Origin of the sequence: Nocardia sp. NPDC049526 (assembly GCF_044465765.1) — a bacterium.
Taxonomy (GTDB): Bacteria; Actinomycetota; Actinomycetes; order Mycobacteriales; family Mycobacteriaceae; genus Nocardia.
The window spans coordinates 48,687-74,808 of the sequence record NZ_JBITMA010000026.1; the positions used below are offsets into that span (position 1 = coordinate 48,687).

At 64.3% G+C, this 26,122-nt stretch carries 24 protein-coding genes and 2 pseudogenes; 11 read left to right on the forward strand and 15 right to left on the reverse strand.

The window, feature by feature from the left end:
• Positions 1-26: 26 nt before the first annotated feature.
• Both ACIBW7_RS41430 and ACIBW7_RS41435 read right to left on the reverse strand, forming a co-directional pair.
• Positions 27-509 carry a hypothetical protein gene (locus ACIBW7_RS41430; protein WP_397056386.1) on the reverse strand — a complete coding sequence of 161 codons (483 nt, stop codon included), beginning with the start codon at positions 507-509 and terminating at the stop codon, positions 27-29.
• Between the two features lie 618 nt (positions 510-1,127).
• Positions 1,128-3,020 (reverse strand): hypothetical protein, encoded by a 1,893-nt coding sequence (locus ACIBW7_RS41435; protein ID WP_397056339.1) that lies wholly within the window; start codon positions 3,018-3,020, stop codon positions 1,128-1,130.
• Positions 3,021-3,188: 168 nt separating this feature from the next.
• Between ACIBW7_RS41435 and ACIBW7_RS41440 the strand changes: the two genes are divergently transcribed.
• Positions 3,189-3,608, forward strand: coding sequence for a MarR family transcriptional regulator (locus ACIBW7_RS41440; RefSeq protein WP_397056341.1), 420 nt, complete (start codon positions 3,189-3,191; stop codon positions 3,606-3,608).
• Positions 3,609-3,668: 60 nt separating this feature from the next.
• On the opposite strand, the gene ACIBW7_RS41445 is transcribed toward ACIBW7_RS41440, so the two are convergent.
• From ACIBW7_RS41445 to ACIBW7_RS41465, 5 genes are all read right to left on the reverse strand, one after another.
• On the reverse strand, positions 3,669-4,481 hold the full coding sequence (locus ACIBW7_RS41445; RefSeq protein ID WP_397056343.1) for an SDR family NAD(P)-dependent oxidoreductase: 813 nt from the start codon (positions 4,479-4,481) through the stop codon (positions 3,669-3,671).
• Positions 4,482-4,741: 260 nt separating this feature from the next.
• A complete protein-coding gene (locus tag ACIBW7_RS41450; RefSeq protein WP_397056345.1) occupies positions 4,742-6,220 on the reverse strand; it encodes an aldehyde dehydrogenase family protein in 1,479 nt (492 codons plus the stop codon).
• Positions 6,221-6,222: 2 nt separating this feature from the next.
• Entirely contained in the window at positions 6,223-7,059 is an 837-nt protein-coding gene (locus tag ACIBW7_RS41455; RefSeq protein ID WP_397056347.1) for a carboxymuconolactone decarboxylase family protein, read from the reverse strand.
• A 69-nt stretch (positions 7,060-7,128) separates the two neighbouring features.
• Complete coding sequence (locus ACIBW7_RS41460) at positions 7,129-7,950, reverse strand: mycofactocin-coupled SDR family oxidoreductase (RefSeq protein ID WP_397056349.1); 822 nt, start codon at positions 7,948-7,950, stop codon at positions 7,129-7,131.
• A gap of 11 nt (positions 7,951-7,961) precedes the next feature.
• Complete coding sequence (locus tag ACIBW7_RS41465; RefSeq protein WP_327099078.1) at positions 7,962-8,795, reverse strand: mycofactocin-coupled SDR family oxidoreductase; 834 nt, start codon at positions 8,793-8,795, stop codon at positions 7,962-7,964.
• A gap of 162 nt (positions 8,796-8,957) precedes the next feature.
• Here ACIBW7_RS41465 and ACIBW7_RS41470 point away from each other — a divergent pair, with 162 nt between their 5' ends.
• The 3 genes and pseudogenes from ACIBW7_RS41470 to ACIBW7_RS41480 form a co-directional block, all read left to right on the forward strand.
• Positions 8,958-9,560, forward strand: a complete 603-nt coding sequence (locus ACIBW7_RS41470) for a TetR/AcrR family transcriptional regulator (RefSeq protein ID WP_397056388.1) — start codon at positions 8,958-8,960, stop codon at positions 9,558-9,560.
• Between the two features lie 204 nt (positions 9,561-9,764).
• Complete coding sequence (locus tag ACIBW7_RS41475) at positions 9,765-10,841, forward strand: dihydrodipicolinate reductase (protein ID WP_397056352.1); 1,077 nt, start codon at positions 9,765-9,767, stop codon at positions 10,839-10,841.
• A 115-nt stretch (positions 10,842-10,956) separates the two neighbouring features.
• A pseudogene (locus ACIBW7_RS41480) lies at positions 10,957-11,619 on the forward strand (sugar phosphate isomerase/epimerase family protein); the annotation flags it as partial.
• Positions 11,620-11,857: 238 nt separating this feature from the next.
• On the opposite strand, the gene ACIBW7_RS41485 reads toward ACIBW7_RS41480, so the two are convergent.
• On the reverse strand, positions 11,858-12,802 hold the full coding sequence (locus ACIBW7_RS41485) for a LysR family transcriptional regulator (protein WP_397056354.1): 945 nt from the start codon (positions 12,800-12,802) through the stop codon (positions 11,858-11,860).
• Between the two features lie 373 nt (positions 12,803-13,175).
• Here ACIBW7_RS41485 and ACIBW7_RS41490 point away from each other — a divergent pair, with 373 nt between their 5' ends.
• Positions 13,176-14,828 (forward strand): MFS transporter, encoded by a 1,653-nt coding sequence (locus ACIBW7_RS41490; protein WP_397056356.1) that lies wholly within the window; start codon positions 13,176-13,178, stop codon positions 14,826-14,828.
• 125 nt (positions 14,829-14,953) lie between these two features.
• Positions 14,954-16,510, forward strand: a complete 1,557-nt coding sequence (locus tag ACIBW7_RS41495) for a carboxylesterase/lipase family protein (protein WP_397056358.1) — start codon at positions 14,954-14,956, stop codon at positions 16,508-16,510.
• Between the two features lie 239 nt (positions 16,511-16,749).
• On the opposite strand, the gene ACIBW7_RS41500 is transcribed toward ACIBW7_RS41495, so the two are convergent.
• On the reverse strand, positions 16,750-17,613 hold the full coding sequence (locus ACIBW7_RS41500) for an enoyl-CoA hydratase/isomerase family protein (RefSeq protein ID WP_397056360.1): 864 nt from the start codon (positions 17,611-17,613) through the stop codon (positions 16,750-16,752).
• Between the two features lie 23 nt (positions 17,614-17,636).
• Positions 17,637-18,917 (reverse strand): cytochrome P450, encoded by a 1,281-nt coding sequence (locus ACIBW7_RS41505; RefSeq protein WP_397056362.1) that lies wholly within the window; start codon positions 18,915-18,917, stop codon positions 17,637-17,639.
• Between the two features lie 173 nt (positions 18,918-19,090).
• Between ACIBW7_RS41505 and ACIBW7_RS41510 the strand changes: the two genes are divergently transcribed.
• Complete coding sequence (locus tag ACIBW7_RS41510) at positions 19,091-19,735, forward strand: TetR/AcrR family transcriptional regulator (RefSeq protein ID WP_397056364.1); 645 nt, start codon at positions 19,091-19,093, stop codon at positions 19,733-19,735.
• A gap of 44 nt (positions 19,736-19,779) precedes the next feature.
• Here the strand turns inward: ACIBW7_RS41510 and ACIBW7_RS41515 are convergent, their stop codons facing one another.
• From ACIBW7_RS41515 to ACIBW7_RS41525, 3 genes and pseudogenes are all read right to left on the reverse strand, one after another.
• The gene (locus ACIBW7_RS41515) at positions 19,780-20,223 is read right to left on the reverse strand and encodes a hypothetical protein (protein WP_397056389.1); all 444 of its coding nucleotides are present in this window, start codon (positions 20,221-20,223) and stop codon (positions 19,780-19,782) included.
• A 40-nt stretch (positions 20,224-20,263) separates the two neighbouring features.
• Positions 20,264-20,455, reverse strand: a pseudogene (locus tag ACIBW7_RS41520) (TetR family transcriptional regulator); the annotation flags it as partial.
• 247 nt (positions 20,456-20,702) lie between these two features.
• Positions 20,703-21,350 carry a TetR/AcrR family transcriptional regulator gene (locus tag ACIBW7_RS41525; protein WP_397056366.1) on the reverse strand — a complete coding sequence of 216 codons (648 nt, stop codon included), beginning with the start codon at positions 21,348-21,350 and terminating at the stop codon, positions 20,703-20,705.
• Between the two features lie 128 nt (positions 21,351-21,478).
• On the opposite strand from ACIBW7_RS41525, the gene ACIBW7_RS41530 reads away from it, so the two are divergent.
• A complete protein-coding gene (locus ACIBW7_RS41530; RefSeq protein ID WP_397056368.1) occupies positions 21,479-22,306 on the forward strand; it encodes an SDR family NAD(P)-dependent oxidoreductase in 828 nt (275 codons plus the stop codon).
• 115 nt (positions 22,307-22,421) lie between these two features.
• Positions 22,422-22,826, forward strand: a complete 405-nt coding sequence (locus ACIBW7_RS41535; protein ID WP_397056391.1) for a LysR substrate-binding domain-containing protein — start codon at positions 22,422-22,424, stop codon at positions 22,824-22,826.
• Between the two features lie 596 nt (positions 22,827-23,422).
• Here the strand turns inward: ACIBW7_RS41535 and ACIBW7_RS41540 are convergent.
• Positions 23,423-24,031, reverse strand: a complete 609-nt coding sequence (locus tag ACIBW7_RS41540; RefSeq protein ID WP_397056370.1) for a nuclease-related domain-containing protein — start codon at positions 24,029-24,031, stop codon at positions 23,423-23,425.
• A gap of 790 nt (positions 24,032-24,821) precedes the next feature.
• On the reverse strand, positions 24,822-25,304 hold the full coding sequence (locus ACIBW7_RS41545; RefSeq protein WP_397056372.1) for a GNAT family N-acetyltransferase: 483 nt from the start codon (positions 25,302-25,304) through the stop codon (positions 24,822-24,824).
• 14 nt (positions 25,305-25,318) lie between these two features.
• Here ACIBW7_RS41545 and ACIBW7_RS41550 point away from each other — a divergent pair, with 14 nt between their 5' ends.
• Together ACIBW7_RS41550 and ACIBW7_RS41555 are read left to right on the forward strand one after the other, a co-directional pair.
• Positions 25,319-25,780 carry a hypothetical protein gene (locus ACIBW7_RS41550; protein ID WP_397056374.1) on the forward strand — a complete coding sequence of 154 codons (462 nt, stop codon included), beginning with the start codon at positions 25,319-25,321 and terminating at the stop codon, positions 25,778-25,780.
• Positions 25,781-25,912: 132 nt separating this feature from the next.
• On the forward strand, positions 25,913-26,098 hold the full coding sequence (locus tag ACIBW7_RS41555) for a hypothetical protein (protein WP_397056376.1): 186 nt from the start codon (positions 25,913-25,915) through the stop codon (positions 26,096-26,098).
• Positions 26,099-26,122: the final 24 nt, after the last annotated feature.

Sequence of the window (26,122 nt, forward strand, 5' to 3'; positions counted from 1 at the left end):
CACCGGGGCTGGTTCCGGCAGTCCGGCTACCGTGCGGCCGGAACGAGATCGCCGAAACCATCGCCTCCGGGATTGAGGGCACAGCTGCGAAATCGCTCGGTCGGCTCGGCCGTATCCACCGCGGCGGCGACGGCCGAGAGGGCGCGTAGCTTGAACGCCCGCGCGGCCATGCTGAGCCGGTGCTGGACGGGGGCGACCCGACGGTCGATCTCGCTGGGACACCCATCACCCCAGAGGGTCACTTCATCGATCAGCATATGGTCGAAGACATCGAGCATCCCGTCGCGGACTCGGGCATCCGCGGCATATAGCTCGGCATCGATGGCAATGGTCTGCGGCAGTGGGCTTCGCACCCTCGACCCCAATGCCTGGTCGAGGCCGACGACCTGCACACCGAGAATGTCGAGCGGCCGGGTGTCCGTGTGATCCGCGATCATCGCGGTGACATCCCATCCAGCCATTACTCGATCGAAGAGCCAGCCGCCGGCATGTCGGACGACTTCGGCAATTCCTGGCGCGACCACCACCAGCTGATATCGCTGACGATGGTTGCGGGCCTCTGCTGCCGCGCGGGCGAGCGGGTGCACTCGCCTGGCTTTGTGGGAAGTGAGATCAACGGGTCGAGCAGCCATCGGTGTTTCCATCTCGTCGAGCAAAGCGGTGATCGTCACGGCCCTGATGCCGTGCCGATTCAGGAGCGGCGTCGTCCCGCACCGTTTCATCGACGGTCTTCGGAAGCGACATCGCTCGGTAGCCGATCGGGGGAGTGCGATATCCGATTACATGTGTTCGGTCGACAGTACGGCAAATGCTGAATTCGTCAGGCATTCGATATGTGTCGCCATCCGTTCGGATTTATCGGACAGCTATCGAAAGGGTGTGCCATCGGATCTCGGGACTCTACGTTCGATCGCTACAGATACACCGTAAGTAGATTTGCCAACTGTGACAAGGGACTCACCGAAGCTTTGTCGGCGGAGTTTCACACCTGCGTGCTGCGCGCTGCTTTTCGAAGGCGCAACCAATCTGACGATTGCGAATCGCAACCGCCGGCTGTAATTCGCCCGATATTGATATCTCCGGCGGCGGAATATACGTCCGTCGCCGGAGATTCGTTCGGGCTTCGGCTATGCCCCGTTGGCCGGCTGAGTGTAGGTCGTCCCATCGATAGTGGTTGTCATAGTGCCCGTTGTTTGGAAGTTGTTTTCCAGCACTGCCGGTGACAGGGTGAATCCGCCGGGTTCACTGGTGACCTTGGTTCCCTGCTGTTTGCCGGACACCTTCAGATTCTCGTGCCAGGTGATCGCGGAGATCTGGGCGTCGGTCCCGCGTTCCACGCTCTCGGTGCCGTTGATCGTGGCGTCGGGGTCGTTGTGGAAATCGGTGTAGGTGACGTCGATCTTCGAGATCAGTGCCTTCGACGAGTCCTCGGTGATCACCACCTTCGCCTGGCCGCCCTTCTCGCCATCGAGCGTGTAGGTCCCGCCGGGCAGGTGCGGGAATGCGGGTAGCGTGTCGCCGGGGTGGTACGGCAAACCCCACACCACATCCGGTGCCGACGCCACAGTGGGCGGTGGGGTCGGCCGGAGCCCGTCGAAACGGGTGATCATCACCCGGCTGTGGCGCCCGCCCGGCTCGTTGGATGTCGGGCACGGCAGCGGGTTGCCGCCACCACAGGCCGGTGTTGTCACCAGGTTCTCCGCCCATACCGCTGCGGTGCTGTCGGCCAGCCAGGCGGGGTCGGCGGCGGCATTCCAGTTCGGTTCGGCAGGGGTGTCGATGTGCATACTGCGTCCGGTGTCGGCGTCGACCAGATATGGCAGGAAGAACCGGCGCTGCCCGTTGTTGCGAATGCCGGAGATGTGTCCGGTGGTCGGCAGCTGGTCGGTGAGCGGCGGAATACCCCGCAGACCGGAGATGAAGTCCAGTCGGCCGGAACCGATCACCTGCTCGGACAGGAGGTACCTGCCGTCGGGCGACCCGGAGTTCGGGTCGGTGTACATCGCGTGCCGGGTGAGTGGCCTCGACTTTCCGGTGGCGTTGTCGGTCGCCCACAGGTCGACGCTGCCGGACTCGTAGCTCTCGATGCCGAGGGCGGATGTGCCGTCGGCGGTCCAGCCCCGGAACTCGCCGATCATTCCGGCGGGGTTGAACTTCAGCTGGTTGCCATCGACCATGTACGGCTGGAACTTGGGATCCGGGTTGTCCATGGTCCGCACGTCGTCGATGTCGTAGCGGCCGTTCGCCTGATCGAATCTCAGTGTGCCCGCGAATGCATACTCTGCGAGTACTTCCTTCGACGGTGGTATGTAGCTGAATCCGATGTGCTTGTCGTCCGGATTCAGGCGCGGTTCCCGCAGCGTGCCGGGTTTGCCGGTGCCATCGTCCCAATACAGCGGATAGGCATGCAGTTGCGCCGGTGTGCATTCGTCGTCGGAGAACTCGTATTGGCCGCAGTCGATGATGGCCGAGCCTGCCAGGGCGCGCTTGCCGTCATGAAAACTGTTGATCGCATACGTGAAATTGTTGTTGTCGCTCCAACTCGCCGGGTAGGACACACCGCAGGTCAGGCACTTCCAGCCGTCCCCGGTGGGGAACGTCTCGCCGTCGGTGCGCACCAGCAGCATCTGCGGGCCGTTGAAACTGCTGGCGGGCCCTGATGCCGGTGCGCCGGCGAGGACCGCGCCCACCAGCGCGTAATCACTCGACGGATAGTAGGTACCCACCGCGCCCAGCGCCCCCCAGGCGGGGCTGACGCAGCCGGTGTTGTGCGGATTGACCGCCTCCGTGCACGAGCCCGCATCGGTGGACGGTGCCGTCGGGGGCACCGGTAACTCCCTCACGTCGGCCTTGATATGCAGCTGATCGGATGGATCCACGGTCACCACGCTTGCGGCCGATGGTTCCGACCACGCCGGTTGCCCGGACAGACTTGCCAGCACCACCGACAGCACGACGACAGTGGCGCGCCACCGTTGTCGGATCGGGCGGGGCCGACGAACGTGAGTCACATAGCCCATATAGCACCTACCTACGGTAATGCTTGTCACCTACTTGGTAACGCAGTTATCGGGGCACCATAGTCGAACATCCGAGGTGTTGATGCGATTTCGAAAATAGTATCGGCACCGATGCATATCCGATAATATATCGGCACCAATGGATATCCGGTGCCGTATGCTGCTCCCATGGACGGGAGACGGCTGCACCGACTGGGTAGATATCTGATCGAGCTCGCGCGCCAGGCCGGTCTCGAATCCGCTGACGAACTTCCCCCGGAGGGGGAGATCGCCGTGCTGGCCGATGTGATCGACAATCCGGGCAGTTCGGTCGGCGAGATCACCGAACGGATCGGATTCTCCCAGGGCCATGTCTCCGACTGTGTCGCGCGGCTGGTCGACGATGCGCTGCTGGCCACCGACATCGACCCGGCCGACCGGCGGCGCACCCTTGTCTATCCAACCGATGTCCTGTTCAAGGCCATCGCACGACGAACCGCCCCGCGTATCGACGATGCCTTGGTGGCCGCACTGGGCGACCCGGGCGCGGCTCGCCGGGCGAAGGAACTGCTTACCGAGCTCGCCGATGTGCTGCTGGCGGATCGATGATCGCGCCATCGTTGCACATCGGCGTCGGACGCCTACGGGTGAAGCGACGCGTGGAAGGGGCTAACCGACGGCCGCAGCGATCAGCTCGTCCGACCGCTGGCGCAGCGCTGCACGGACCGCCGGATCGTAGGCTTGGTCGTCGGCACGGGATTCGGCTTTGCCGTTGAAGTACGTGCCAGTGGGAACATCGTCGTCGACCAGGTGCAACACGGCATCCCCGCCCTCTTCGACGGTGCTCAGCGGTGATCCGCCGAACTCGGCCACCATCGACGTGTCCATGTAGGTGGCCGGATGCACGGCCGTGACCGAAACGCCGGACGAGCGCAGTTCCTCGGCTAAATCGAAGGTGAACATGATTTCGGCGAGCTTGGCACGCCGATAGGCCGCAATCCCGTCGTAGTCGCGTTCGAAATTGAGGTCGTCGAGGTCGAGTGCCTGTTGCCCGATCGAGGCGACATTGACCACTCGCGACGGCGCCGAGGCGATGAGCAGCGGCTGCAGTTGCCGAGTGAGGCGATACACCGCCAGGTAATTGACCGCGAAACGCAATTCGACGCCATCGGCGCTGACCTGTCGCGGTGCACCCGGTGCGCCGAATCCCAGGCCGGCGTTGTTGATCAGCACGTCGAGGCGGTCGGTCCGGCGCCGAACCTGCTCGGCCAACTGGTCCACTTCTCGTAGCGAGGCCAGATCCGCAAGCAGGACCTCCGGTTCCCGCCCGCCGCCCGCCAGGATCTCCTCGCGTACCTGCTCCGCCCGATCCTTGTCGCGACCGTGCACGAGGATCCGCGCTCCGGACCGCCCCAAACGTGCGGCCAGATGCCGCCCGAGACCATCGGTAGAACCGGTGATCAGAACGGTTTGTCCAGTCATGTCGACTCCTTGCTCGGCAGTGGTGTCCGCCAGCGACGCATGCTCGGTGGAAGCGTTCGGGTGTTCTGAACCGTTCGGCGATCAGCCTCGAACCGGAACACAACGAACTAGATGGTTCGGATACGAACGTACTCGCAGCGAGGTGTTTGTCAAACGTCTGGATTGGCTCGACTGCCGGGGTATCCGGACGAGCGTCGCGCGGGTCCAGTGAACCGTTCGGTCACCGGACCCGCGTCGTCGGTATTCCGCTGATGTCGTACTCAGTTCATCCCGATCCGGATGTTTTTCACCTGCAGGAATTCGTACAGGCCATCGAGGCCGCCGGTGCGGCCGTAGCCGCTCTGCTTGTAGCCGCCGTAAGGTCCCTGTGGCGAGATGTCGCTGATCTGGTTGATCCAGACCGAACCTGCCTCCAACCGCCGTGCAACCCGGTGGGCCCGGGTGAGGTTGGTGGTCTGGATGAAGGCGTTCAACCCGTACGGCGAATCGTTGGCGATCCGGATCGCCTCCGCCTCGTCGGCGAACTTGATCACCGACACAACCGGGCCGAAGGTCTCGATCTGCGCCAGCGCCGAGGAGTTGTCGACGTTGCCGAACACCGTGGGCTGGATGTAGTAGCCCTCGGCCAGATCGCCGCCGATTCGTTTGCCGCCGGTGATCAGCTCTCCGGATTTGTCGGTAACCGCCTGGTCGATCGCACCGAGGATCCGCTCGGCGTCCCCCGCGCTGATCACAGGCCCGAACGTGACGGTCGGATCGAATGGATCGCCGATCTTCGCGGCCTCGACAACTGCGACGAACTTCTCCAGGAATGCATCGTAGACGGACTCGTGCACGAGGACGCGGCTCGCGCAGGCGCAGCTCTGCCCCGACTGCACAATCGGCCCCTGGTACGCCGCCAGCTGCGCCGCCGCATCCAGGTTCGCGTCCTCGAAGACAAGGTTGGCCGACTTGCCGCCCAGTTCGGCCACCACCGGCGTCAGATTGACCGCCGCACTCGCCAGGATTTTGCGAGCAGTGTCGCCGCCACCGGTGAAATGGATCTTGCGAATGCCGGGGTGCCGCACGAGGGCGTCGCCTCCCTCGGCCCGCGCGGGCACCACGTTGACCAGCCCGGCAGGCAGCCCGACCTCCGCACACAGCTCACCGAACCGCAGTGCGGCGAAGGGTGCCAGTACCGATGGCTTCAACACGACGGCATTGCCAGCGGCCAGCGCCGGCGCCACACACGATGCGGCCACGACCATGGAGCCGTTCCACGGCGCGATTACACCGACCACACCATAGGGTTCGCGCTCGATCAGGTTGAGGTCGAGGGAGCCGGCCACCGGCGTGCTGAGGCCGTGCGGTTTGTCGACATATCCGGCGAAATGGCGAAGAAAACGTTCGAGCAGCACGGTATTGATGGCCAGCGACACCGGTACCGCGTAGTCCTGCACGTTGAGCCGCGAGAAGTCGGCCATGCCCTGCCCGACCGCGTCCGCCAGATCGATGAGCAGATCTCGGCGGTGGTCGGCGGTGAACGACATCCATTCCCGGTGCGCCTCCCACCCGGAGTCGACCGCTTGGTCCATCTCCGCGGGGCCGGCCAGATGGACGGTCGCATTGGGCCGGCCGGTTGCCGGATAGATGTGCTCGTGGGTACCTCCGGAGGACCGGGTGACCCGGTCCCCGCCGATGACCAACCCACCCAGCAGAGGCCGGTCGGGTTGCGCGAGAGTGTCGGTATTGGTGGACATGGCTACTCCTGTGGCTTCTTTCCGTCTTCCGCGCGCCATTCCTCCAGCACCCGCGGCTTCTGTTCGGCGATCACTTGGTTGAGGTGAGAAGCCTTCGGCCAGCCGGAATAGGCGGCGAAATGCAATGCGAATTCATCCATTTCGGCGAAGGAGAGGTCGCGGCTCTTCAGGGCGGCGTAGACGTGGGACATGATCGGGTAGGGCGCGTCCTGGAATGCCACGCAGGCGACGGTGATCAGGCGCCGCTCTTTCATGCCCAGACCCGGCCGCACCCACATTTCGCCGAAGACGAAGTTGAGAATTCCCGCTCCCTGGTACGGGTTGTCCCGGTCCGGGAAGTAGGGCACGCAGTTGACATCCATGAACGCCTGTTCGCCGCCCGCTAGCCGGGCCTCCGGGTCGCTGGCAGTGATCAGTGGCAGCAGCGGTTCCTGGGGCGGAACCTCCTGTCCGCGTTCACGATTGATACGTTCCCACTGCTGGTCGACGATCATGTTGAACCGTGAGGCCTTGGGCCAGCCAGCGTAGACCGCGAAATGCAGGACCGCTTCGCGTATTTCGGTGATGGTGATGTCACCGCTGTTCAGCGCCGCGTAGACGTGGTCGACGATCGGCTGCTCGGCGTCGGCGTCGGCGACGCAGGACAGGGTGATGAATCGCCGTTCCCGCCGGGTCAGGCCGGGACGGGTCCAGATCTCGGCGAACACGAAGTCGACCAAGCCATTTGCGATGGTCGGGCTCGAATCGTCCGGAGCCGGGAACGTCATTACCCCGGCGAACTCGCGCTTGCCGCGTTCCGAGCGGGCCAGGTCCGCGGTACCTACCGTGTCTGTTGTCATGAATTGGGTGCCTTCTGTGTCGGTGCTCCGGTCGCTGCGGCGATCGCGCTCGCGGGGCGGAGCGGAGTGCTACTTGAGGGTGACGCCGGCGTCGACTTTGAACTCCATGCCGGTGACGTAGCGGGCCTCGTCGGAGACCAGGTACAGCACGGCATTGCTGATGTCGACGGCCTCGACCATCGGGACGGGGAGTGCGTTGCCGAACAGCGGAGCCAGATCTGGCCGCGCTTCGGTGAGCAGCTTGAACAGTGACTCCGGGATCATTCCGGTCGGGACTCCGGTCGGATGCACGGTGTTGACACGAACATTCTGTGCCGCAAGCTCATTGGCGAGGGCCTTGCTCATCCCGACGACGCCGAGCTTCGAGGCGGTGTAAGGAATGTGCAGCGGCGTGCCCTTGAGAGCGGCCGCCGAGCTGATGTTGACGATGCTGCCGCCGCGCTCGACGAGATGCGGGAGCGCTGCGGCGCAGGTGTTCCACGTGCCGATGAGGTTGACATCGACTACGGTCCGCCACTGTTCGGGTGTCGTCGTGTCCCAGGTGCCCGCGGTCAGTACACCGGCATTGGCCACGACGGCGTCCAGGCCGCCCAACTGCGCTACGCCATCCGCGACGGCCGCCGCCAGTGCCGCGGCGTCGCGGATGTCGACAGTCTTGGTGATTGCGCGGCGGTGGTGCTTGTCGACCAGGCGAGCCGTCTCCGCCAGGTCCGTCGGCGCGGACAGTGGGTACTCGATCTCCGGCAGCGGTCCGCAGACATCTATCAGGATCAGTTCGGCGCCCTCTTCGGCCAGCCGGACCGCATGGCTGCGGCCCATGCCGCGAGCTGCGCCGGTGATCAGCACCCGCTTGCCGGCTACGCGTCCGGTGAGTTGCGTACTTTCGGTCATCTCAGCGCTGCTCACAGCTTGTTGCAGAAGCCGGCGTCGACGGGCAGTGCCACGCCGGTGATGTACTTGGCTTCGTCGGAGGCCAGGAAGGCGATCGCCGCGCTGATGTCCTCCGGTTCGAGCATCGCGACCGGCATGGGGTTCATCAGGTGCGGACCCCCGGATTCGGGATGGTTCTGCACCCACTCCATCATCGCCGGATTGATGGCCATCATGGTGTTCACCGCGGTCGGGTGCACGGTGTTGACCCGAATGCTATGCGGTGCAAGAACATTCGCCAGTACCCGCATGATGCCGACAAGGCCGGACTTGGCGGCCGCATAGCCGAGGCCACCACCCTCCATGCCGCCGAGGCCGACCAGACCGGCGGTGGAACTGGTCAAGGTGATGACGCCCCCACGCTGACCGGCGATCAGGTGAGGGATCGCGGCGCGAGTCACATGGAAAACACCGGAGAGATTGACACCGATCACGGCGTTCCACATTTCGAGTTCGGTCTCGATCGGAACCTCGTCGAACGATGTCGGAGCGATCCCGGCGTTGGCGCAAACGATGTCGAGGCGGCCCAATTCGGCGACACCGGAGTCCAAGGCGGCACGTATCTGATGAAAGTCACGTACGTCGGCGACCGAGCCGAGCATGCGGCGACCCTTGGCCTCCACGAGTGCGACGGTCTCGTCGAGCTCCTCGCGCGTCGCCAACGGGTACGGGTTGGAGGGGATGTCGGCACAAATGTCCACACCGATGATGTCGGCACCTTCGGTAGCCAATCGCACGGCGTGACTTCGGCCCTGCCCGCGCGCTACACCGGTGATGAAGGCGACTTTGCCATCTAACGAACCCATTTGATCCTCACTTCGATGCCGAGCAGATCCGTGCCGCCACGGCCGAGTCGGGCGAGAACACGGTTATCATGAAATGCAAAAGTATGCATTGATCTGTGGTAATGCCATTACCACTATGGGAGAGTAGCACGCTATCTGGTGTGCGGGAAGGAATCGAATTTGATCGCGCGGGAAGGTGTGGAGTCGGGAGAGGTGTCGGGGCAGGCGAGCGACCGGATCCGGCGGGCGGTCGTGGAACTGCTGGAGATCGAGGGGTACGAGTCATTGCTGTTGCGCGAGGTCGCACGGCGTGCCCGGGTGTCGCTGACCAAGATTTACAAGCTGTATGACACCCGGGATGACCTGATCCTGGCGGCACTGGACTTATGGATGGAGGAGAACCGGTACGCCGGTCTGGATGCGCAGGTCTCCGGTGCCGACGAGAGTCTCTATGTCGGCTTGATGCGGGTGTTACGTAGCATCTTTGAGCCGTGGGAACGCCACCCTGCCCTGCTTGCCGCCTATTTCCGGGCCCGCTCCACACCGGGTGGCGAGAAGCTGATCCGACGCGGGTTCGACGCTGTCGTTCCCGCCGCCATGGCGGTGTTGGCCGACGTGGACGGCGATTTCGTGCAGGATCTCGAGACGATTCTGTCGAGTCTGGTCTACGGCCTCCTGGGGCGCTTCGCGTGCGGCGAGATCGATGTAACCGCGATCGTGCCTGCCGTCGACCGCGCGGTGTACTGGCTGACATCGGGGTACGAGGCTGAGCACAAGGTCCGGTAGCGCTGGGGCTTTCGATCGGAGTCGGCCGTGACCTGAAACCCTCGAGCCTCGGCGACGCGGAAAACTCGGCCACCTAGTGCTGACCTGTGGTAATACTGTTACCAAAATATGAGATTGTCATTCTCGTCGTGCGCGCGAACCACGCTGCTTCATGCGGACCCACCGCCCCAGCTCGTCGAGGAAGACCGACCGAACGAGGCAGGCATGAAATCGGTTTCGTCGTCCCACACTGTCATCGACTCGCCCACCACTTCTTCCTGTCGGGTAGTCCAATGGGCTACCGGCGATGTCGGAGCACGGGCGCTGCGGGCGGTGATAGAGCATCCGAACCTGGCCCTGGCCGGTGTCTACGCCTACTCGGCTGACAAGGTCGGCCGCGACGCGGGGGAGTTGTGTGGGCTGGGCGCCACCGGTGTCACGGCTACCGGCAGCCTCGATCAGATCCTCGCCCTCGGCGCCGATTGTGTGCTCTACATGCCGCTGCGCTGTGATATCGATACCGTGTGCCGGTTGCTGGAATCGGGGGCCAATATCGTCACCACCTGCGGCGAATTCCACCGTCCGGCAAGCATGGATCCGGCCGTCCGCGCGCGGGTCGAGTCCGCCTGCCAGGCCGGCAACACTTCGATACACAGCACCGGAAGCAGTCCCGGCTTCATCACCGAGGCGGTTCCGCTGGTGCTGTCCTCGATTCAGCGCGAGCTGCGTAACCTCACGATCGAGGAATACGCCGATATGTCGCAACGGGATTCACCCGCGATCCCGTTCGAGATCATGGGGTTCGGCAGGCCGCCCGCGCAGTTCGACACCAGGCGGGCGGACAATCTGCGCCACGCATTCGGGCCGTCGCTGCAGCTGGTCGCCGACGCCATCGGTCTGCCGCTGGATACCGTCGACGCCACCGCCGAGGTCGCCCTCGCCCACCGCCGGACGGAGATCGTTGCGGGCACGCTGGAGGCGGGAACGGTTGCTGCGCAACGAATCACGATCTCGGGGCAGCACAAAGGGACCGCGCTGCTGCGGTTTCGCGCCAACTGGTACTGCACCACCGACATCGACGCCGCCTGGGATCTTCGCCCTACCGGGTGGCGTGTGCGAGTCGACGGAGACGCGCCGTTGGACATCGAAATGCGCTTCCCGTTCCCGCTGACGCAGATGAACGAGATCTCACCGGCCTATACCGCCAACCGGCCGGTCAACGCGATTCCGTTCGTCTGCGCAGCCCCGCCCGGCATCCGCACCACGCTCGACCTTCCCACCATTACGGCATTGCTTGCCTGATCGGCCGACGATCCGATACGGAGTCGCGCCTGTCGAAGCGATAGACCATTTTCAGTGCGGCTCCGCTGTATCCGCGGTCGGTGCGGCGGCCCCACGATAAGTAGGGAGTACCGCCATGTCCGGCACGCTCAGTGTGCAGCTCTACAGCGTCCGCGATGCGCTGGCGGCCGATCGTCCCGGAACCCTTGCCCGGCTGGCGCAGATCGGTTACCGGTACGTCGAGCCATTTGCGCTCGGCTTCTGGAATACGCCGACAAAGCAGCTGCTCGCCAACGCCCGCGGCTTGCGGGCGGACCTGGACGCTGCCGGGCTCGCCGTGAGCAGCGTGCACGCAGCCATCCCCGCGGGCAGTCAGGATGCCGTCGCCGAGGTGTGCCGCATCCTGGAAACGGACACCGTCATCGTGGCGATTCCGCTTCTCGTCGAGGGGTTCGGCGGTGAGGTGTTCGGGAACAGGGAGGAGCTCGAGAGCTTCGCAGGCCGCATGAACGAGGTCGCGCATCAGCTCGCTGATCACGGTATCCGGCTCGGCTATCACAACCATCATTTCGAATGGGCCGAATTAGGCGGCGGCGACGTCGGTTTCGACGTTCTGTGGGAATTGCTCGACCCGATCGTCGTGGCCGAGTTCGACGTCTATTGGGCGGTGTCAGCTGGGCAGGATCCGGTCGAGATTCTGGCGCGGCTCGGTGCGCGGGTGGTAGCCCTGCACCTGAAGGACGGCCCAGGTGGGCTGGACGACCCGATGCAGCCGAAGCCTCAGGTCCCGATCGGAGCCGGCGTCGTCGACGTGCTCGCCGCCGTAGGTTCGGCCCCCGATGGCTGCTGGCACATCACCGAGATCGACATCACCGATGCCGATCCGTTCGAGCTCCTCGCCACCAACCGCCGTACCCTGATCAATGCTGGTCGCACCATCCCGTTATCACGAATGAAGTTGCCAGGCATCGATTTTCGGTCTCCACGATGGTTCGTCCGAGGTCGGCGACAGTCGATGACGGCGCATGTCGGCACAGTCAACGGCAGAGGCGGCTGTCGTCCCCGCGATAGCCGATCAGTCGGGCCGACGGCCAGCGGCCGTCGCGGATCTCGGAGCGCACCAGCCGCGCAAGTAGCCGGGCCACATTCTCCGCCGCCGTGGCGGAACCAGCGGTTCGGGCGATAGCCAGTACGATCCGGCGCTGCAGTTGCGGACCTTGCAGTGGCGCAGCGCTGATCGAGTGCGCCGCAAGTTCTTCCGCGAAAGCAATCGGCGGTAGGATTGCCCACCCCCGACCCCCGACAACCAACTGCTTCTGTATCCGCAGCGAAGCGGTGGTGACCACAGCCCGGAAACGCGCGTCCAGGCCGTCGAGCAAATCTCGCAACGCGCTGCCGGGGGGCGGCAGCACCATCGGATGTTCGGCGACGTCGCGCAGCGCAACCGGCACATCGGCACGCAATAGCGCATTCGCCGGAGCGATCGCCCACAACTGCTCGGTCGCCAACGGTGTCGGCGACTGCGCCGTGATGCCCCGGCTCTCCGCGGTGAGGGAGACGTCCAGCTCGCCCTCGTCCATCCGGCGCTGTAAGCGACCGGAATCGCTGACGACCAAACGCAGGTCCAGCCCTGGGTGTTCGTGAAGAACGGTCGTCGCCAGTGGTAGGCCGATCGTCTCGGCGATGCTCTCCAGCAGTCCCACGGTGACCGTGTCGGTGGCGGTCGGCATCGGCGTTATCTCCGCCCGTGCCCGGCCGAGCTCGAGCAGGGCGGATCGGCTGCGCTCGGCCATCACCCGCCCCGCGATGGTCAGCGTCATGCCGTTGCGGGTGCGCTCGAACAAAGCCACGCCGAGTTCCTGCTCCAGCGCCTGGATCTGCCGGGTGACCGAGGACTGGGTCAGATGCAACGAGTCGGCCGCCCTGGTCACACTGCCCAGCTCGGCGACTGTCACGAAGGCGGTCAACTGCTTGATGTCCATGACAATTCGGCGAGCCCTCTGGTTTTGTTTCCGAAGAGAAGTCGGGGTCCGCCCAGGCACGCTAGACGACTGCCCAAAATATGGGTTTGGCTATGGATAGCACTGGTTGACATGTCTAGTCAATAGTGGGATAGAGCTGGTGGGATGTGACTTGCCGAGAACGGGACCAATGTAGACCCCAGGCGTTCACCAAGTTGTTCAGTCGCCCTACATGCTCTGGCGTGGACTGAGTTGGATGCCGAACCTGCATCGACATATGTGATGTGCACATTCTGCGTAAATGCGATTCTCATTTTCGGATAATGATGATCCGTTACAACGCGGGGGAGCACAGCAGTCCGCGCTGGGTGCGGACGAAGGGAGAAGCAAGCCCATGGCAACACCGTCTGTGGATGTCGCTCGTCCTGACGAGGTCGACACTGGACGACTCGAAGGCGCTTCGCGAGTGCGGGTGATCCTGATAATTCTGGCGATCGTCTTAGCCACCGAGGTCGGCACGTACTACTTCACATTCGTCTCGATGGCCACGCGCTACATCGGTGCGGACTTCCCACACCAAAGCGCCGGCCAGCTGACCTGGATGTCGACTCTGTATGCGATCGTGGGCGGTGTGTTGGTCCCAGTGGCCGGCAAGCTGTCCGATCGCCTCGGCAAGAAGAAGATGATCCTGGCCTGCCTGGGAACATCTCTGATCGGAAGTGTCTTGGTCGCGGTCACATCATCGTGGCCACTGATGTTGCTGGGCCGCGGTTTGCAGGCGGTAGCTTTCCCGGCGATATTCGTCTCCTACGGCTTGATTCGCGATCTGATGCCGCGGCGGCACATCAATATGGCCATCGCACTGGCTGGTGGCGGTACCGGGGTCGGCGCCGTGCTCGGTCCGGTCGCCGGTGGGCTGTTGACCGATCACTTCAGCTGGCGGTCGCTGTTCTGGTTCTGTGTCGGCTGGACCGTGGTGACGATCATCCCGCTCGCGATCATCGTGCCCGAGACGAAGCTGCGGGTGAAAAGCCGCATCGACTGGGTGGGCGCGGTCCTGCTGGGCGCGGGAATCGGCGGTGTGCTGATCTACCTCAGCGAAGGAGTCGTCTGGGGATGGGGTCACTTCCCGGCGCTGGCCTGGCTGATCGGTGGTGTTGTCCTGCTGGTTGTCTTCTACGGCTGGGAACTGGTCACGCCCGAACCGATCATGGACCCGAAACTGCTGCGCACGCCGCGATTCGTGACCATCATGGCGGCGGCATTCCTATCGGTGGGCATCATGCAGGGCCTCGGCTATCTGATGAGCTACCTGGCCGAGACGCCCGGCGGCGCCGCTGGTGAGGCGATCAAGCGGCAGGTCGTCGAGGGTGCGGCCCAGCAAGCGGCGGCGCAGGCGTCGCAGCAGACGCAGATGAACATCTCCCCGTCGATGATGATGCAGTACTTTTCGGTCGAGGGAGAGCTGCCGGGGCTCAATCTGACACTGCTGCAGTTCACGGTGCGGGCCCTGCTGGCGATGACGGTGGTGTACGTGATCGTGTCACCGCTGTGCGGCTGGTTGTCCACCCGCTTCGGACTACGGCGGCCCTACATCGTGTCGCCGGTCATGTTCATCCTCTCGTCAGTGCTGTTCGCGCTCTATCACGAGAGTCCGTTGCAGCTGGCCCTGATTGCGATGATCGCTGGTATCGGCGCGGGCGCCTTCCTGGGCACGCTGCCGAACATGGTGGTGGAATCGGTGCCGCAGGAACAGCAGGGTGTCAGCGCCGGAATGTACGGGGCTTTCAACAGTTTCGGTACCGCCGCGGCCGCCGCCGCCACGGCGGCGATCTTCTCGGCACATCCGCTCATCCTGCATATCAACGCGCCGGGGCACGTCGAAGCCCGCAAGCTCGACACCGGGCCGATGGCGCAGTTGCCGAGCGAGGCGGCCTATGTCGGCGCCTTCTACATGTTCGCCATCGCAGCCGCGGTGGCGCTGGTGCTCGCCGTCGTGGCCATGCGCCAGTTCGACAAGCCTGCGACCGGCGGGTTCGAGGTCTGACGGCCGAGAGTGCGGCGTCCGCCCGGGCGCCGCACCTCTTCTCTGCTCTCCTCGTGCGGTTGGGCGCGAGGCGATTCCGATTCCGCGCGCCGGTCGCACGGTGCCGACCGAATGCGAGGTTGACCATGTCCGAAGGGGCGCTGCACCAGCCGGCCGAACCTGTTGTCCGAACCAGTGGTGGCGCGGTACGGGGCCGAATCGAGCACGGTGTAGCCGTCTTCCGTGGGATTCCGTTCGCGCAGCCGCCAGTGGGCGATGCCCGGTTCGCGCCGCCGCGGCCGCCGACCCCCTGGCCTGGTGTCCGCGACGCGTTCGAGTTCGGTCCGCCACCACCGCAGGAAGCGGGAATCGCCGGGCTGACAGGCATGTCGGCGATTCCGGAGGGCGACGACTGGCTGACGGTGAATGTCTGGACGCCGCAACCGGATTCGGCTGAATGCCGGCCGGTCATCGTGTGGATCTACGGCGGGGCATACAAACTCGGCTTTTCCGGTAGCCCTGGCTACGACGCATACCGGATCGCCAACGAGGGAGACGTCGTCGTCGTGACGTTCAACTACCGGGTCGGTGTGGAGGGGTTCGCGCGGATATCCGGAACCCCGGCGAATCGTGGCCTGCTCGACCAGGTCGCCGCTCTGTGGTGGGTGCAGGAGAACATCGCCGCCTTCGGTGGCGACGCCGATCGGGTCACCGTGTGCGGTGAGTCAGCCGGCGCCGGATCGGTGGCGGCATTGCTGGCGATGCCCAGCGCCGCAGGGCTTTTCCGGCGGGCGATCATGCAGAGCATGCCCGGCAAATATTTCTCCGACGAATTGGCCGCCGACATCGCCGAGGTCATCGCGAAAGCCGCGGGCTGTCGCCCGACGGTGGCGGACCTGGCCGGGGTGGACCCGCGGCGACTGCCGGATGCCGGTGCGGCCGTGGGCGCCGAGATGCGTAAGTACGCCGAAACCTGGGGCTCGGCCGCGTACCTGCTCGCGCCCTTCGCTCCCGTGGTGGACGGTGACGTCCTGCCGACGACGCCGTGGCAGGCAATCGCAGACGGTGCCGGTCGCGACATCGACCTCATCATCGGACACAACCGACACGAATGCCAGCTCTTCCTGGTGCTGACCGGAGAACTACAAGCGATCGATGACGAACGCGCCGGATTCGACCTACGGCTCTACGGCCCGGGGCCCGGCAGCGAGCGGGCCTACCGTGCGGCATACCCGGACGCCACCGCGGCACAGTTGTGCGAACTGGTGCAGTCCGACAACCAATACCGCATGCCCGCACTACATCTCGCGGATGCCCACGCCGACGCCGGCGGACGCGTTCACATGTACGAACTCACCTGGGCGGCGCCGAACAAAGGTGGGGTTTTCGGCGCCTGTCACGCACTCGACGAAACACTGCTGTTCGGTACGTACGAAAAGCATCTCGGGCCACTGCTGCTGGGTTCCGAGCCCCCAGCCGAGGCACTGGACTTGTCGACCCGGATGCGCGCGACCTGGGGTCGCTTCGCCGCCACGGGCGATCCGGGCTGGCCCGCCTACGAGCCGGGCCGGCGGCTGGTTCAGCTCCTCGATGCGAAGCCGACCATTGCCCCGTATCCGGAGGAGGCTTCCCGGCGGCTCTGGCAGCAGTACACCTTCGGTGCCCTGCCTCTGCTGCAGCCGTCGCAGGAGCGACACGCATAGCGACCGTGCCGAGCGAGACTCGGCGAAGGCCGTGCAGAGTCTCCGCACCAGGCTCGGACGGCTCGATCGGTACATGCAGGCGCCCGCACATCGCGATTGTTCCGAAAGCAATACTGTGGCAGTGCATTCGGGCATTGGCGCGTAACTGACGTCCGACCTCGGATTCTCACGCGTCGCCCGGTGTAGGCACCTCGACCCTGCGCGGTTGTCGCGGTGTTGGTGAGCGGTGTAAAAGCTGCTTACTGGCGGCGGGTCCAGGGCTTATCGTCCCAGGCGCGGTCGAGCGGTTCCATGCCGCCGCCGAACGGAAAGAATTCGCGCTGGGCGTAGGTTTCCAGCGCGCTGCCCTGGTTCATCTGAGCCAGGAACGCCTGCTTGAGCTGATGGGTGAACAGGCGGCGGGTGTATCGCAGGGTCAGCGGTGGCCGCTTGGCCAGTTCATGTGCCAGCTCCCAGGCGCGGTCGAGGAGCTGATCGTTCGGATGCACCTCCGCGACTGCGCCCCACTCCATGGCCTCCCGCGCCGTCAGCTTCTTGCCGGTCAGCAGGAAGTATCGGCCCCGGTTGTGCTCGACCAGGAAGTTCCAGATCACATGCTGGCCGTCGCCCGGTACCATGCCGCGCGGAAAGTGGGGAGCATCCTCGAACCAGGCATCCTCGGACGCCAGCACGATATCGCCGAGCAGCGGCACCTCGGAGTGGATATTGCACGGCCCGTTCACCGCGCTGATCATCGGCACGTCCACATCGAGCACGTTGAACACCAGATTGCGGCCGTACCAAGCCTTTTCGTCCAATTGCCGAACCCCCTCGCGGCCCGGCATAGCCTGGTAGACAGGCTCAGCGGGCGAGGTGCCGTCAGGCAGCAGGCCCCAGTCGGCGTTGTAGTTCGCACCGGTGCCGGTGTGGATGAGCACCTTGATCTCCCGGTCACCGGCCACGTCGGCGAAGGCATCGGCCATGTCGTCATGTACCCGCCAGTCCCACACCAACGGACCACCGTTGGTGTGACACTGCATGAGCAGTACGCCACTGTCGCTCAGCTCGAAGCGGTAGTTGGCGTACCGGTCCTTGTACTCGGCGAATCTCGAACGTTTGACCACCGCGACTCCTTCGGGAACCTTCTCTACGCGCTGGGTGTGAAGCTGATGTGCAGCTCGCGGAGTCCGCGGAGCAGGAAAGTTGGTTCGTATTTGTAGGTGCGGTCGTCGGCGCGGCCGTGCGCGGTGTCGTCGATGGTGATGTCGTCGGCACGGTCGAGAAGACGGTTGAGGGTGACTTGCCCTTCGACGCGCGCCAGTGGTGCGCCGGCGCAAGTGTGGATACCGCGGCCGAAGGCGATGTGTTCGCGGGCATTGCGGCGGTCGATGCGGAACTGATCCGGATCCTCGAATTTGCGAGGGTCTCGGTTGGCGGCGCCGAGGCACAGCATGACCACGGTTCCCGCGGGAAGGTCGACTCCGCCGAGTGTGGTGGTCTTCTTGACAAGCCGGAAGTCGACTTTCGTTGGGCTTTCCAAACGCAGCGACTCCTCGATGAAGCCACCGATCAGGCTGCGATCGGCACGAACCCGCTGTTGCAGGTCGGGGCGTTCGCCCAGCACGCGCACGGCGGAGCTGAGCAATTTGGTGACGGTTTCCTGCCCGGCAGCGAATAGGAAGGTGGCGGGGCGGACGAGCTCGATGACCGAGGGGTTCGTCCCGTCGGGATAGGTGGTGGATGCCAGCACGCTGAGGATGTCGCCGCGCGGAGTGCGCTGCCGGTCGGTGATGTAGGCGCTGAATTGGTCGTCCAGCCACTGCAGGGGGTTGGTGCCCACCGGTTCGCCGTCGAGCGCACCCACTCGGCTTCCGGGAGTTTTGTGCCCGGCCAGCGTGGCGCGGAATTCGTCGCGGTCGTTATCGGGGACACCGAGCAGGTCGGCGATGACAAGGGTGGCAAAGGGTTTGGCGTATTCGGCCAGGAATTCGCACTGCCCGTTGGCGAGGAACTCGTCGAACTGGCGATCCACCAGCTGCCACATATAGTCCTCGTTCTCTTTCAGCCGTTTGGGGGTGATCAGCCGGCTCAGCAGCGCCCGGGTGCGAGTGTGGTCCGGCGGATCCATCGTCACCATGAACTCATTGATCGGGAACTGGTGGCGGTGCTCTTCGATTTGGGCGCTGATGTCATCGCCTTCGGGTTCGAAGGGCAGAGGCGGGAAGGGGCCGCCGATGGAAACAGCGGCGGAGTAGGTATCGGGGTCGCGGAAGACCTCGATGACTTCCTGGTATCCGGTGACCGCGATGACGCCGTAGTGGGGTTCGCGGAATACCGGATTCTGGCTGCGCAGGTATTCCAGGTAGGGGTAGGGGTCCTGGGTGACGGAGGGGTCGGAGAAGTAGTCGACTGTGGCCAGATCGGTCATTTTCTCGCCGGCCTTTCGTGGCGGGTGGAGCGCTCGATCAGTCGACAGGAGACTGAGCGATCGATCAAACTGTTAGGATGACGCATGCTTACCACGGTTCGAAGCGAGCGGTCAAGGGACGTAAGTCTCCTTGAAAGATGTTGTCTTGGTGTTGTTCTCGAGAGGTTTCACTAATGCCCAATAAGCGTGCAGCGAACGGCAAGGATGCCGGAACACGCGACCGGCTGATGGAGGCGACCGCTCAAATCATGCGTGAAGAGGGGTACGCCGCGGCGACGTCGCGGCGGGTGGCGGCCAAGGCCGGGGTAAAGCCCGCGTTGGTGTACTACTACTTCCCCACGATGGACGATCTGTTCGTCGACGTGCTGCGGACCGGCGCCGAACGCGAGCTGGCCAGGGTGCGTCGAGTGCTTACCGACGAGGATCCGTTGCGGGCATTGTGGTCGATCAACGCCGACTCCCGATTCGTCCAGCTGAATACCGAATTCATGGCATTGGCCAACCATCGCAAGGTGATCGGCACCGAGCTCAAGGCGTATGCGGAGCGGGTGCGCGACATCGAGACCGCTGCCGTCACGCTGGTTCTGCGGGCGTACGGCATGGACCTGGATGAGTTTCCGCCGGTGGTGATGTCGATGCTGCTCACCGGGGCAGCGCGCATTCTCGGTAGCGAAAGTGCGGTGGGGGTCGAGCAGGGGCATGACGAATTGCGCGCGTTCGTCGAACGCTACCTGCAACGTTTCGGCACACCGTTGCCGCCGCGTGAGTCGGCTGGGGCCCTCGCGCCATCAATGCGAGAGCCGGTCGGTGACGAGTAGGAAGGAAGCAATTGTGAAAGATAATGCGTTCGCTACGTGATCGCTCAGGGCTGCTGCCGGCGTTCGGCGCCCGCGGCTCGGGCACGGTTCAGCTGATCCGATGACAATGCAGCCGGTCGCAGCGGCAACACTGGTGCGGCGTCGGTGCGGAAGCCGTTGAGCTGCACGGCAAGATACCGCCGCCAGTTCTCCGGATCGACCGGTTCGGCGATTGCCGCGACGAAGTGGACCATGCCGATGATTGCGAGAACATCGACTGGTTCCATGCTTTGCTCGACCACGCCGGCCTTTTTCGCGTGGTCGAGCAACACGGCGATCGGGAGCATGAGCTCGCCGCGATAGACCTCGAAAAGGCTTGCGTCGTTTTGCAACTCGCTCATCGCGGAGGCGAATCCGCGGTTGCCCGCGATGAATTCGCAGGTGTCTTCCAGAAATCGCTTGAGCTTCGCGCCAGGGGTCGGAGTCGCGAGTTGCCGCTTCGGCCGAATCGATGATCCGCCGAAGGCGGCCCTCGACCAACTCGTTGATCAGCTCGCTCTTGTTCGAGAACTGACGGTAGACGGTGCCGACGCCGACACCGGCCGCGACGGCGACTGCGTCGAGCGTTATTTCCATGCCGCGCTCGGCCAGCAACTGTTCCGCGGCGGTCAGGATGCGCTGGCGGTTGCGAACCGCATCCGCCCGTTTGCGGCGAGGTTCGACGTCCCGATCGGCAGTCATTGCTGTGTGCTACTTCGCGGTCGCTGTCGGTTCCGCCGGACGTGCCGCGTGCCCGCGAATGGCCTGGTCGACCATGGTCCAATCCACGATCGCTTGGCGAGTCGATTCGCTTTGTACAGCCATATCGGGATCGTATCGGCAGCGGCGTCGCCGTCGGTCCTGACCGGCGTGACGCCGCACGTACTGGCCGATCGGTTCACAATCCCGAGTTCGAACCGAGTGCGGGAGGATGCCTGCTCGGTAGGGCTCAGGCGCCGGGGTCGTCATCGCGGGGCATGATCACCAGTTTCATGAAAATCTCTAGAAGGCCGAGGGTTTCGCGGGATGGGTCGAGCAGGGATTGGATGCGCAGGCCATCGATCATCGCCAGCACCAGGGTGACCTTCTCGTCGGCCGAAAGGTACTCGCTGTCGTGCGCGGTGGGCAGCGGGCCCTTGGCCAGGTGTGCGCGCAGCCGCTCACGGCGACCTGTGAAGAACTCGTGTGCCGGATGCGCGGGGTCGGTCGCCGCGACAGCCAGGACCATCCAGTTGCGCTGGTAGTCGGGGTCGTCGAACTCGGCGCGCAAGACCTCGCTCAGCACGCTCTCTCCGGCCGTTCCGCCCGCGAGGATCTGTGCCGCCAGCTTCTCCTCGTCCTCGTCCCGCTGGTTCAAGGCGGCCACGAGAAGCTCATCCTTGCCGGAGAAGTGCCGCAGTAGCGCCGCATGCGTCACCTGCGCCCGCGCGGCGATGTCGCGAAGGGAAGCGCGCTCGTAGCCGTGTCGGGCGAAGCTATCCAGCGCGGCTCGGACGATCTGCGCGCGCCGCGCCGGGGTGGAGGCGTTCGGGCCGCGGCGTCGCCGCCCCGGGCCGGTCGGTTCGGCGGGGTTCCCAGCCTGTGCGGAAGATGTCACGAGCGTCCCTTGGGTCGGTTCTCGGGAAGAGTCCCTCGGTCGTCGTAGTCTACGTATTGCAAAAAGTAACCATAGTGGTTACTTTTGCTGTGAAGGTGTCGCCTCGGCAGAGCAATAGGAGGCCATGTATGTCTATCGCCGATGTATCGAGCAAATCCCTCGCCGACCTCGTTTCATTGCGGGGCCGGCGGGCGGTCGTGACCGGAGGTGGTCGCGGGCTGGGCAGGGCGATCGCGCTCCGCTTGGCGGAGGCCGGCGCCGACGTCCTGATCGGCGACATCGAGGAAGAGCTGGCCGTAGCCACTGCCGAGCAGTTGGCCCAGGCCAACGGCGTGCGCGTGATCGGCGCCGCAATGGACGTGACCGACGCGGCTTCCGTGGCGGCGGCGGCCGACCGTGCGGTCGCGGAGCTGGGCGGCCTGGAGATCTGGGTGAACAACGCCGGTGTCTTCCCGAGCATCCCGCTGCTCGAGATGGGCGAGGAGGACTGGGAGAAGGTATTCGCCGTGAACGCGCGCGGGGTCTTCCTCGGCGCACGCGAGGCAGCGCGGCGCATATCCGACGCGGGTACGGGCGGTGTCATCGTGAACATCGTCTCGACTGCCGGATTCCGCGGCAGCGCACCGGGTTTGGCCGCTTATGTCGGTTCGAAGCACGCTGCGCGCGGACTCACCCGTGAGCTGGCCCTCGAACTCGCGTCGCTGGGCATCCGGGTGCTCGGAGTCGCGCCGAGTTTCGTCCCCACCGAGGGCAACATGAAGATGGCCGCAGCCGCGGCGACGACCGCTCCGGCCGCGGACGGTGGTGCCCCGCCCACACCTTTGATGTTCAACGGGCCGATCGGCCGTATCGGGGTTCCCGACGACATCGCCCGAGTTGTGCTGTTCTGCGCGTCCGACCTGTCGGCCTTCATGACGGGCAGCACGCTACTCGCCGACGGCGGCAGCACAATCTGATTGTAAGCAGGTGCTCGGGCATGTGAGCGAACTCGAGAGCACCGTGCGCACCATCGGGCAGGACATCTCTGGACAGCTGACGGTCGGCTGCTTCCCGACTGTCACACCGTTCGTGATGGGCCGGATCCTGGAGGAGGTACCGGTCCACTATCCGGAACTCGAGATCGATCTGGTCGAAGACACCGTCGAGGGACTGCAACGGCGATTGGCCGATGGACCGTGCGACTTGGCGATCATGTACGACATCGGCGTGGGCGCTGACGTGAAAACCGTTCCGCTGTACGCGTGCCCGCCCTACGCTGTGCTGCCCGCCGGGCATCGCCGCACGGGATTCCGTCGAGCTGTCCGAACTGATCGACGAGCCGCTGGTGATGATCGATATGCCGCCCAGTATGGAGTTCTTCACCTGTCGGCGGGCCATAGCACTTCCGCGCGCTCGGCGGCTCGCCGGAACGCCTCGTGTCGAGCTCGACGCGTTGCTCGGCGATCCGGGCCGCGGGCCAGGCGACGATCACCGTGAGCGGCCCGGGCGGTGGCAGCGGTGTCAGGTAGTAGGTGGTGGCGCTGAATCCATCGCTCGAACCACCGCCGCCGCTCATCAGGATCGCGTTGTCCGCGTCGTCGTCGAGGCGCCAGCGATCGATATTGGTTGCTGTTCGGCCGTCGGAGAATTCGATACCGACCAGGAACTGGTCCTTGACGCCATCGGGATAGCCATGGAAGCCGCTGAGCGCTGAATGGTCGCTTCCTGGCCGGACATACAGGTGCAACGACAACTCGATTCCCTCGCGGTAGCCGCGAGCGCCGACCAACGCCGCGACGACATCCTCGGTGCGCACTAGTACCCGCTCAACCGGTATCGCTACTGGCATCTCATTCGATGGTCTCGTGCGTACACGGGTCACAGGGACGGAGCTCTCTGCGCTTGGTTGTGTCGAAGCCGGTCCACTCAATGTCTCTCCCCTCGTCATGGGTGTCGTTTGGTTGAACAGCAGTGGCCCGAGCGCCATGGCGGTGGGCTGGTTCTGGCAGCTTTAGCCCGTAACCGTCCGGCCCGACATTCCGAGTGGCCCTGGAACACGGGGCGAAAGCTTTGGCGCCTGGGGTTCGATCGGATCACCGTGCCCGGCGTCGACTGGCGTGGAAGTGATGGTCACGCTCGACCAAGGCGACAATGTTCTGGCTCAGTGGTGTCGCGAGACCACGGAGAATGGTGTCAGTGAGTTGCAGGGGATCGGATCCAACGAAATCCACGGCAGGGGTGACGCATTCGACGAGTTGAGCGTCTTCGTGCATGAGTATCACCGCCGTCCGCACGCCGACGTGATGTCCTTGCCGCTCCAACCAGGTGGCCAGATCCTTCGCGACGTCGCCGACCTGGCGAGGCCAGCTACGGCCACCGCCGTCGACCGCCCACTCCGACTCGCACACACGGCCCTGTGAACTGAGCTTCTGGAACCACCACTGGTCGCCGACAGCGTGCAGCAGAACCCGGCGGCGTTTGACCTCGACCGCCCACACTCCGTCCGGGCCGACGAGTACGTGGTCGGTCTCGCCGCGTCGGTTGCGGTAGCCGCGGAGCAGGACCCATTCATCCGGTAGCAGGCCAGCAAGGCTCCAGGTGAGCATGTCCTCGCCGTATACCCCGGCGCCTTGCTGCTGGACCCGGTTATATGCCCGATGCACCTCGTACTCCGCCGATTCCACCTGCCGGGACACCGTCACCGACCCGTGCTTGGGCAGCTTGTTCGTCGGCGGTGAGCACAGACAGCAACCGCTTCCACAGCGGCTTCGTCCGGCGAGCAGCCTCCAACTCGCCGTATGTCTGAGCGTAATAGCCTTTCCGCGCGGCATGATCCGCTCCGGCACCCTGTAACTGCTGCTTGGACAGGTGAAGCTGCTCACCTCCGTGATCGGACAGAACCTTGATCCGCATCGTGCCCCGCCTCCTCCACGCGCCCCCAACACTCAGCATGCCCGAACAGTCGAAGACACGGATAAGAATGAAGCCACAGGGCATTTCGCATCCGTAGTCCCCGACGTACTCAGGAAGCCAACGGCGACAACATCGGTGCATAATCCGATGGCCGAGACGCCCCGTACTGGCATTTGTTGCGTCATCCCCCGCGTGCGGCGGGGGAGATAATCCGGGCCGATTCGAGTCCGGAGGGGCAAAACATGACTATGTCATCCGGCGGCCGTGACTCATCGCTTCGAGATACACCACACATCCACGTCGCAGTCGGCCTCAAGAAGTATCAGCCATCGGATAGACCAGCCAATTACTCGGCGCCCACGTCCAGTTCCTCACCGAGATGCTCGTCATCGAAGTGACCCACCTGCACATACAACGCACACCGGCCCCGGGCTTATTCGATATCCCGCTACTGCACTTCGAGTAGCCGCCTACGAGGCTGCCGTATTTCCAGAGGTGCGGGGAGCGGTTCGGATTGGCGAGTCCTTTACTCGTATCACGTGGCTGGGTGTCGGCTGTGAATCTCCGCGCAGCCCGGTTTCATTGGCTCAAGAGCAATTCGTAGACGGCCCGGCTGCGTCCGGGCCCTTTGTAGTAGGTGATGACTGAGACACCGTCGATCTGGTGGTCGCCGGGTACGTTGACGTATCCGAGGGTGGTCCATGTGGCGTGTGCTGCGTGGTTTTCCGGCTCGGAGGTCAGGTATATCCGCTTGCAGTCCCATTTTTCGGCTTGGGTGCGGATGCTGTTGAGGAGTGCGCGGGCGATGCCGCGTTGCCGGCGGTCGGGATGGATCATGATGTCCTGGATATAGACATCTGCCGGGTTGTCTTGGCTGCGGAACGCGATCACGGCGCCGGTGATGTTGTTGTTCTCGTCGGTCATGACGGGGCAAGTGGAGGAGAACAGTTCGGCGTAGAGCCAGTAGTCGGACAGTCCGCGGGCGCGGATGTAGGGTTCGCCGAGTTCCATGAGGTGGTGGATGTCGGTGATGTGCTGGACCTGCAGAGGGGTGATGATCATGGGCGCTCCTGTGCATGGATTTTTCGGACGCTGCCCTGCTGCATCGAGCCGGTGAGATCGATCCGCCAGCTGATGGCGGCGACCGCGACGAGCTGGCAACCGGATGCTCTGCGCACGATGTCGCATGTTTGATGACCATGCTGGGCACGGCCGGGCCGATGACCAACGTGATTGCGGCCGCCGAGAAGTCGGTGACACTGACTGCGGTTCTCGATCGAGCGGCCACCAGCGGTGATGTGGCGTTGTACTGGGCTGAGCATCCGGAGTTGTCTGCGCTGATCAGCGAGTGTCGTCGCTTCCATGCCAGTGCCGCAGCCACAGTGCCCGACAGCCTCGCGGATCTGTTGGACGCTCTGATCACTCGCGCCGAGGCAGGCAGTAGACCGCAAGACACCGATCCATTAGTTGCGCAATCGCGAAAATGTTTGGAACACAGGCTATTTGACGACAGAACCGGCAGCGTGGCGCCGGGGTGAACACATGGGGTCCGCTACTAGACTGCCTGGCTGGAGACGGCCGCACGTGTCGTCGCAGGGCTGGGCTCGGTCTGGCAGCTCGCTCATTCCACGCCACCTTGATTCCATGATTCGCAGGAAGGATTGCGCCTGATGTCCGAGAAGGTCGTCAAGGAGAAGGTACTGGTCTACGTCGTTCGCGACGGCAAGCTGCTGGTGTTCCGCCACACCGACTACTCGTGGGAGGAAGTCGGGATCCAGGTGCCCGCCAGGAGAAAGCACATCCCGCTGCGTCACCGGACTTCCTGTGCTGCAGTCGATCTCTCTACGAGTTCGTAAGTCGTTGCGATGAAGGTGGAGGCG

Coding starts and splice junctions, on each gene's coding strand:
- ACIBW7_RS41435 (WP_397056339.1), bottom strand. CDS start 3,020: ATGGGCTATGTGACTCACGTTCGTCGGCCCCGCCCGATCCGACAACGG.
- ACIBW7_RS41440 (WP_397056341.1), top strand. CDS start 3,189: ATGGACGGGAGACGGCTGCACCGACTGGGTAGATATCTGATCGAGCTC.
- ACIBW7_RS41445 (WP_397056343.1), bottom strand. CDS start 4,481: ATGACTGGACAAACCGTTCTGATCACCGGTTCTACCGATGGTCTCGGG.
- ACIBW7_RS41450 (WP_397056345.1), bottom strand. CDS start 6,220: ATGTCCACCAATACCGACACTCTCGCGCAACCCGACCGGCCTCTGCTG.
- ACIBW7_RS41455 (WP_397056347.1), bottom strand. CDS start 7,059: ATGACAACAGACACGGTAGGTACCGCGGACCTGGCCCGCTCGGAACGC.
- ACIBW7_RS41460 (WP_397056349.1), bottom strand. CDS start 7,950: ATGACCGAAAGTACGCAACTCACCGGACGCGTAGCCGGCAAGCGGGTG.
- ACIBW7_RS41465 (WP_327099078.1), bottom strand. CDS start 8,795: ATGGGTTCGTTAGATGGCAAAGTCGCCTTCATCACCGGTGTAGCGCGC.
- ACIBW7_RS41475 (WP_397056352.1), top strand. CDS start 9,765: ATGAAATCGGTTTCGTCGTCCCACACTGTCATCGACTCGCCCACCACT.
- ACIBW7_RS41485 (WP_397056354.1), bottom strand. CDS start 12,802: ATGGACATCAAGCAGTTGACCGCCTTCGTGACAGTCGCCGAGCTGGGC.
- ACIBW7_RS41490 (WP_397056356.1), top strand. CDS start 13,176: ATGGCAACACCGTCTGTGGATGTCGCTCGTCCTGACGAGGTCGACACT.
- ACIBW7_RS41495 (WP_397056358.1), top strand. CDS start 14,954: ATGTCCGAAGGGGCGCTGCACCAGCCGGCCGAACCTGTTGTCCGAACC.
- ACIBW7_RS41505 (WP_397056362.1), bottom strand. CDS start 18,917: ATGACCGATCTGGCCACAGTCGACTACTTCTCCGACCCCTCCGTCACC.
- ACIBW7_RS41510 (WP_397056364.1), top strand. CDS start 19,091: ATGCCCAATAAGCGTGCAGCGAACGGCAAGGATGCCGGAACACGCGAC.
- ACIBW7_RS41530 (WP_397056368.1), top strand. CDS start 21,479: ATGTCTATCGCCGATGTATCGAGCAAATCCCTCGCCGACCTCGTTTCA.
- ACIBW7_RS41535 (WP_397056391.1), top strand. CDS start 22,422: ATGGGCCGGATCCTGGAGGAGGTACCGGTCCACTATCCGGAACTCGAG.
- ACIBW7_RS41545 (WP_397056372.1), bottom strand. CDS start 25,304: ATGATCATCACCCCTCTGCAGGTCCAGCACATCACCGACATCCACCAC.
- ACIBW7_RS41550 (WP_397056374.1), top strand. CDS start 25,319: ATGGATTTTTCGGACGCTGCCCTGCTGCATCGAGCCGGTGAGATCGAT.
- ACIBW7_RS41555 (WP_397056376.1), top strand. CDS start 25,913: ATGTCCGAGAAGGTCGTCAAGGAGAAGGTACTGGTCTACGTCGTTCGC.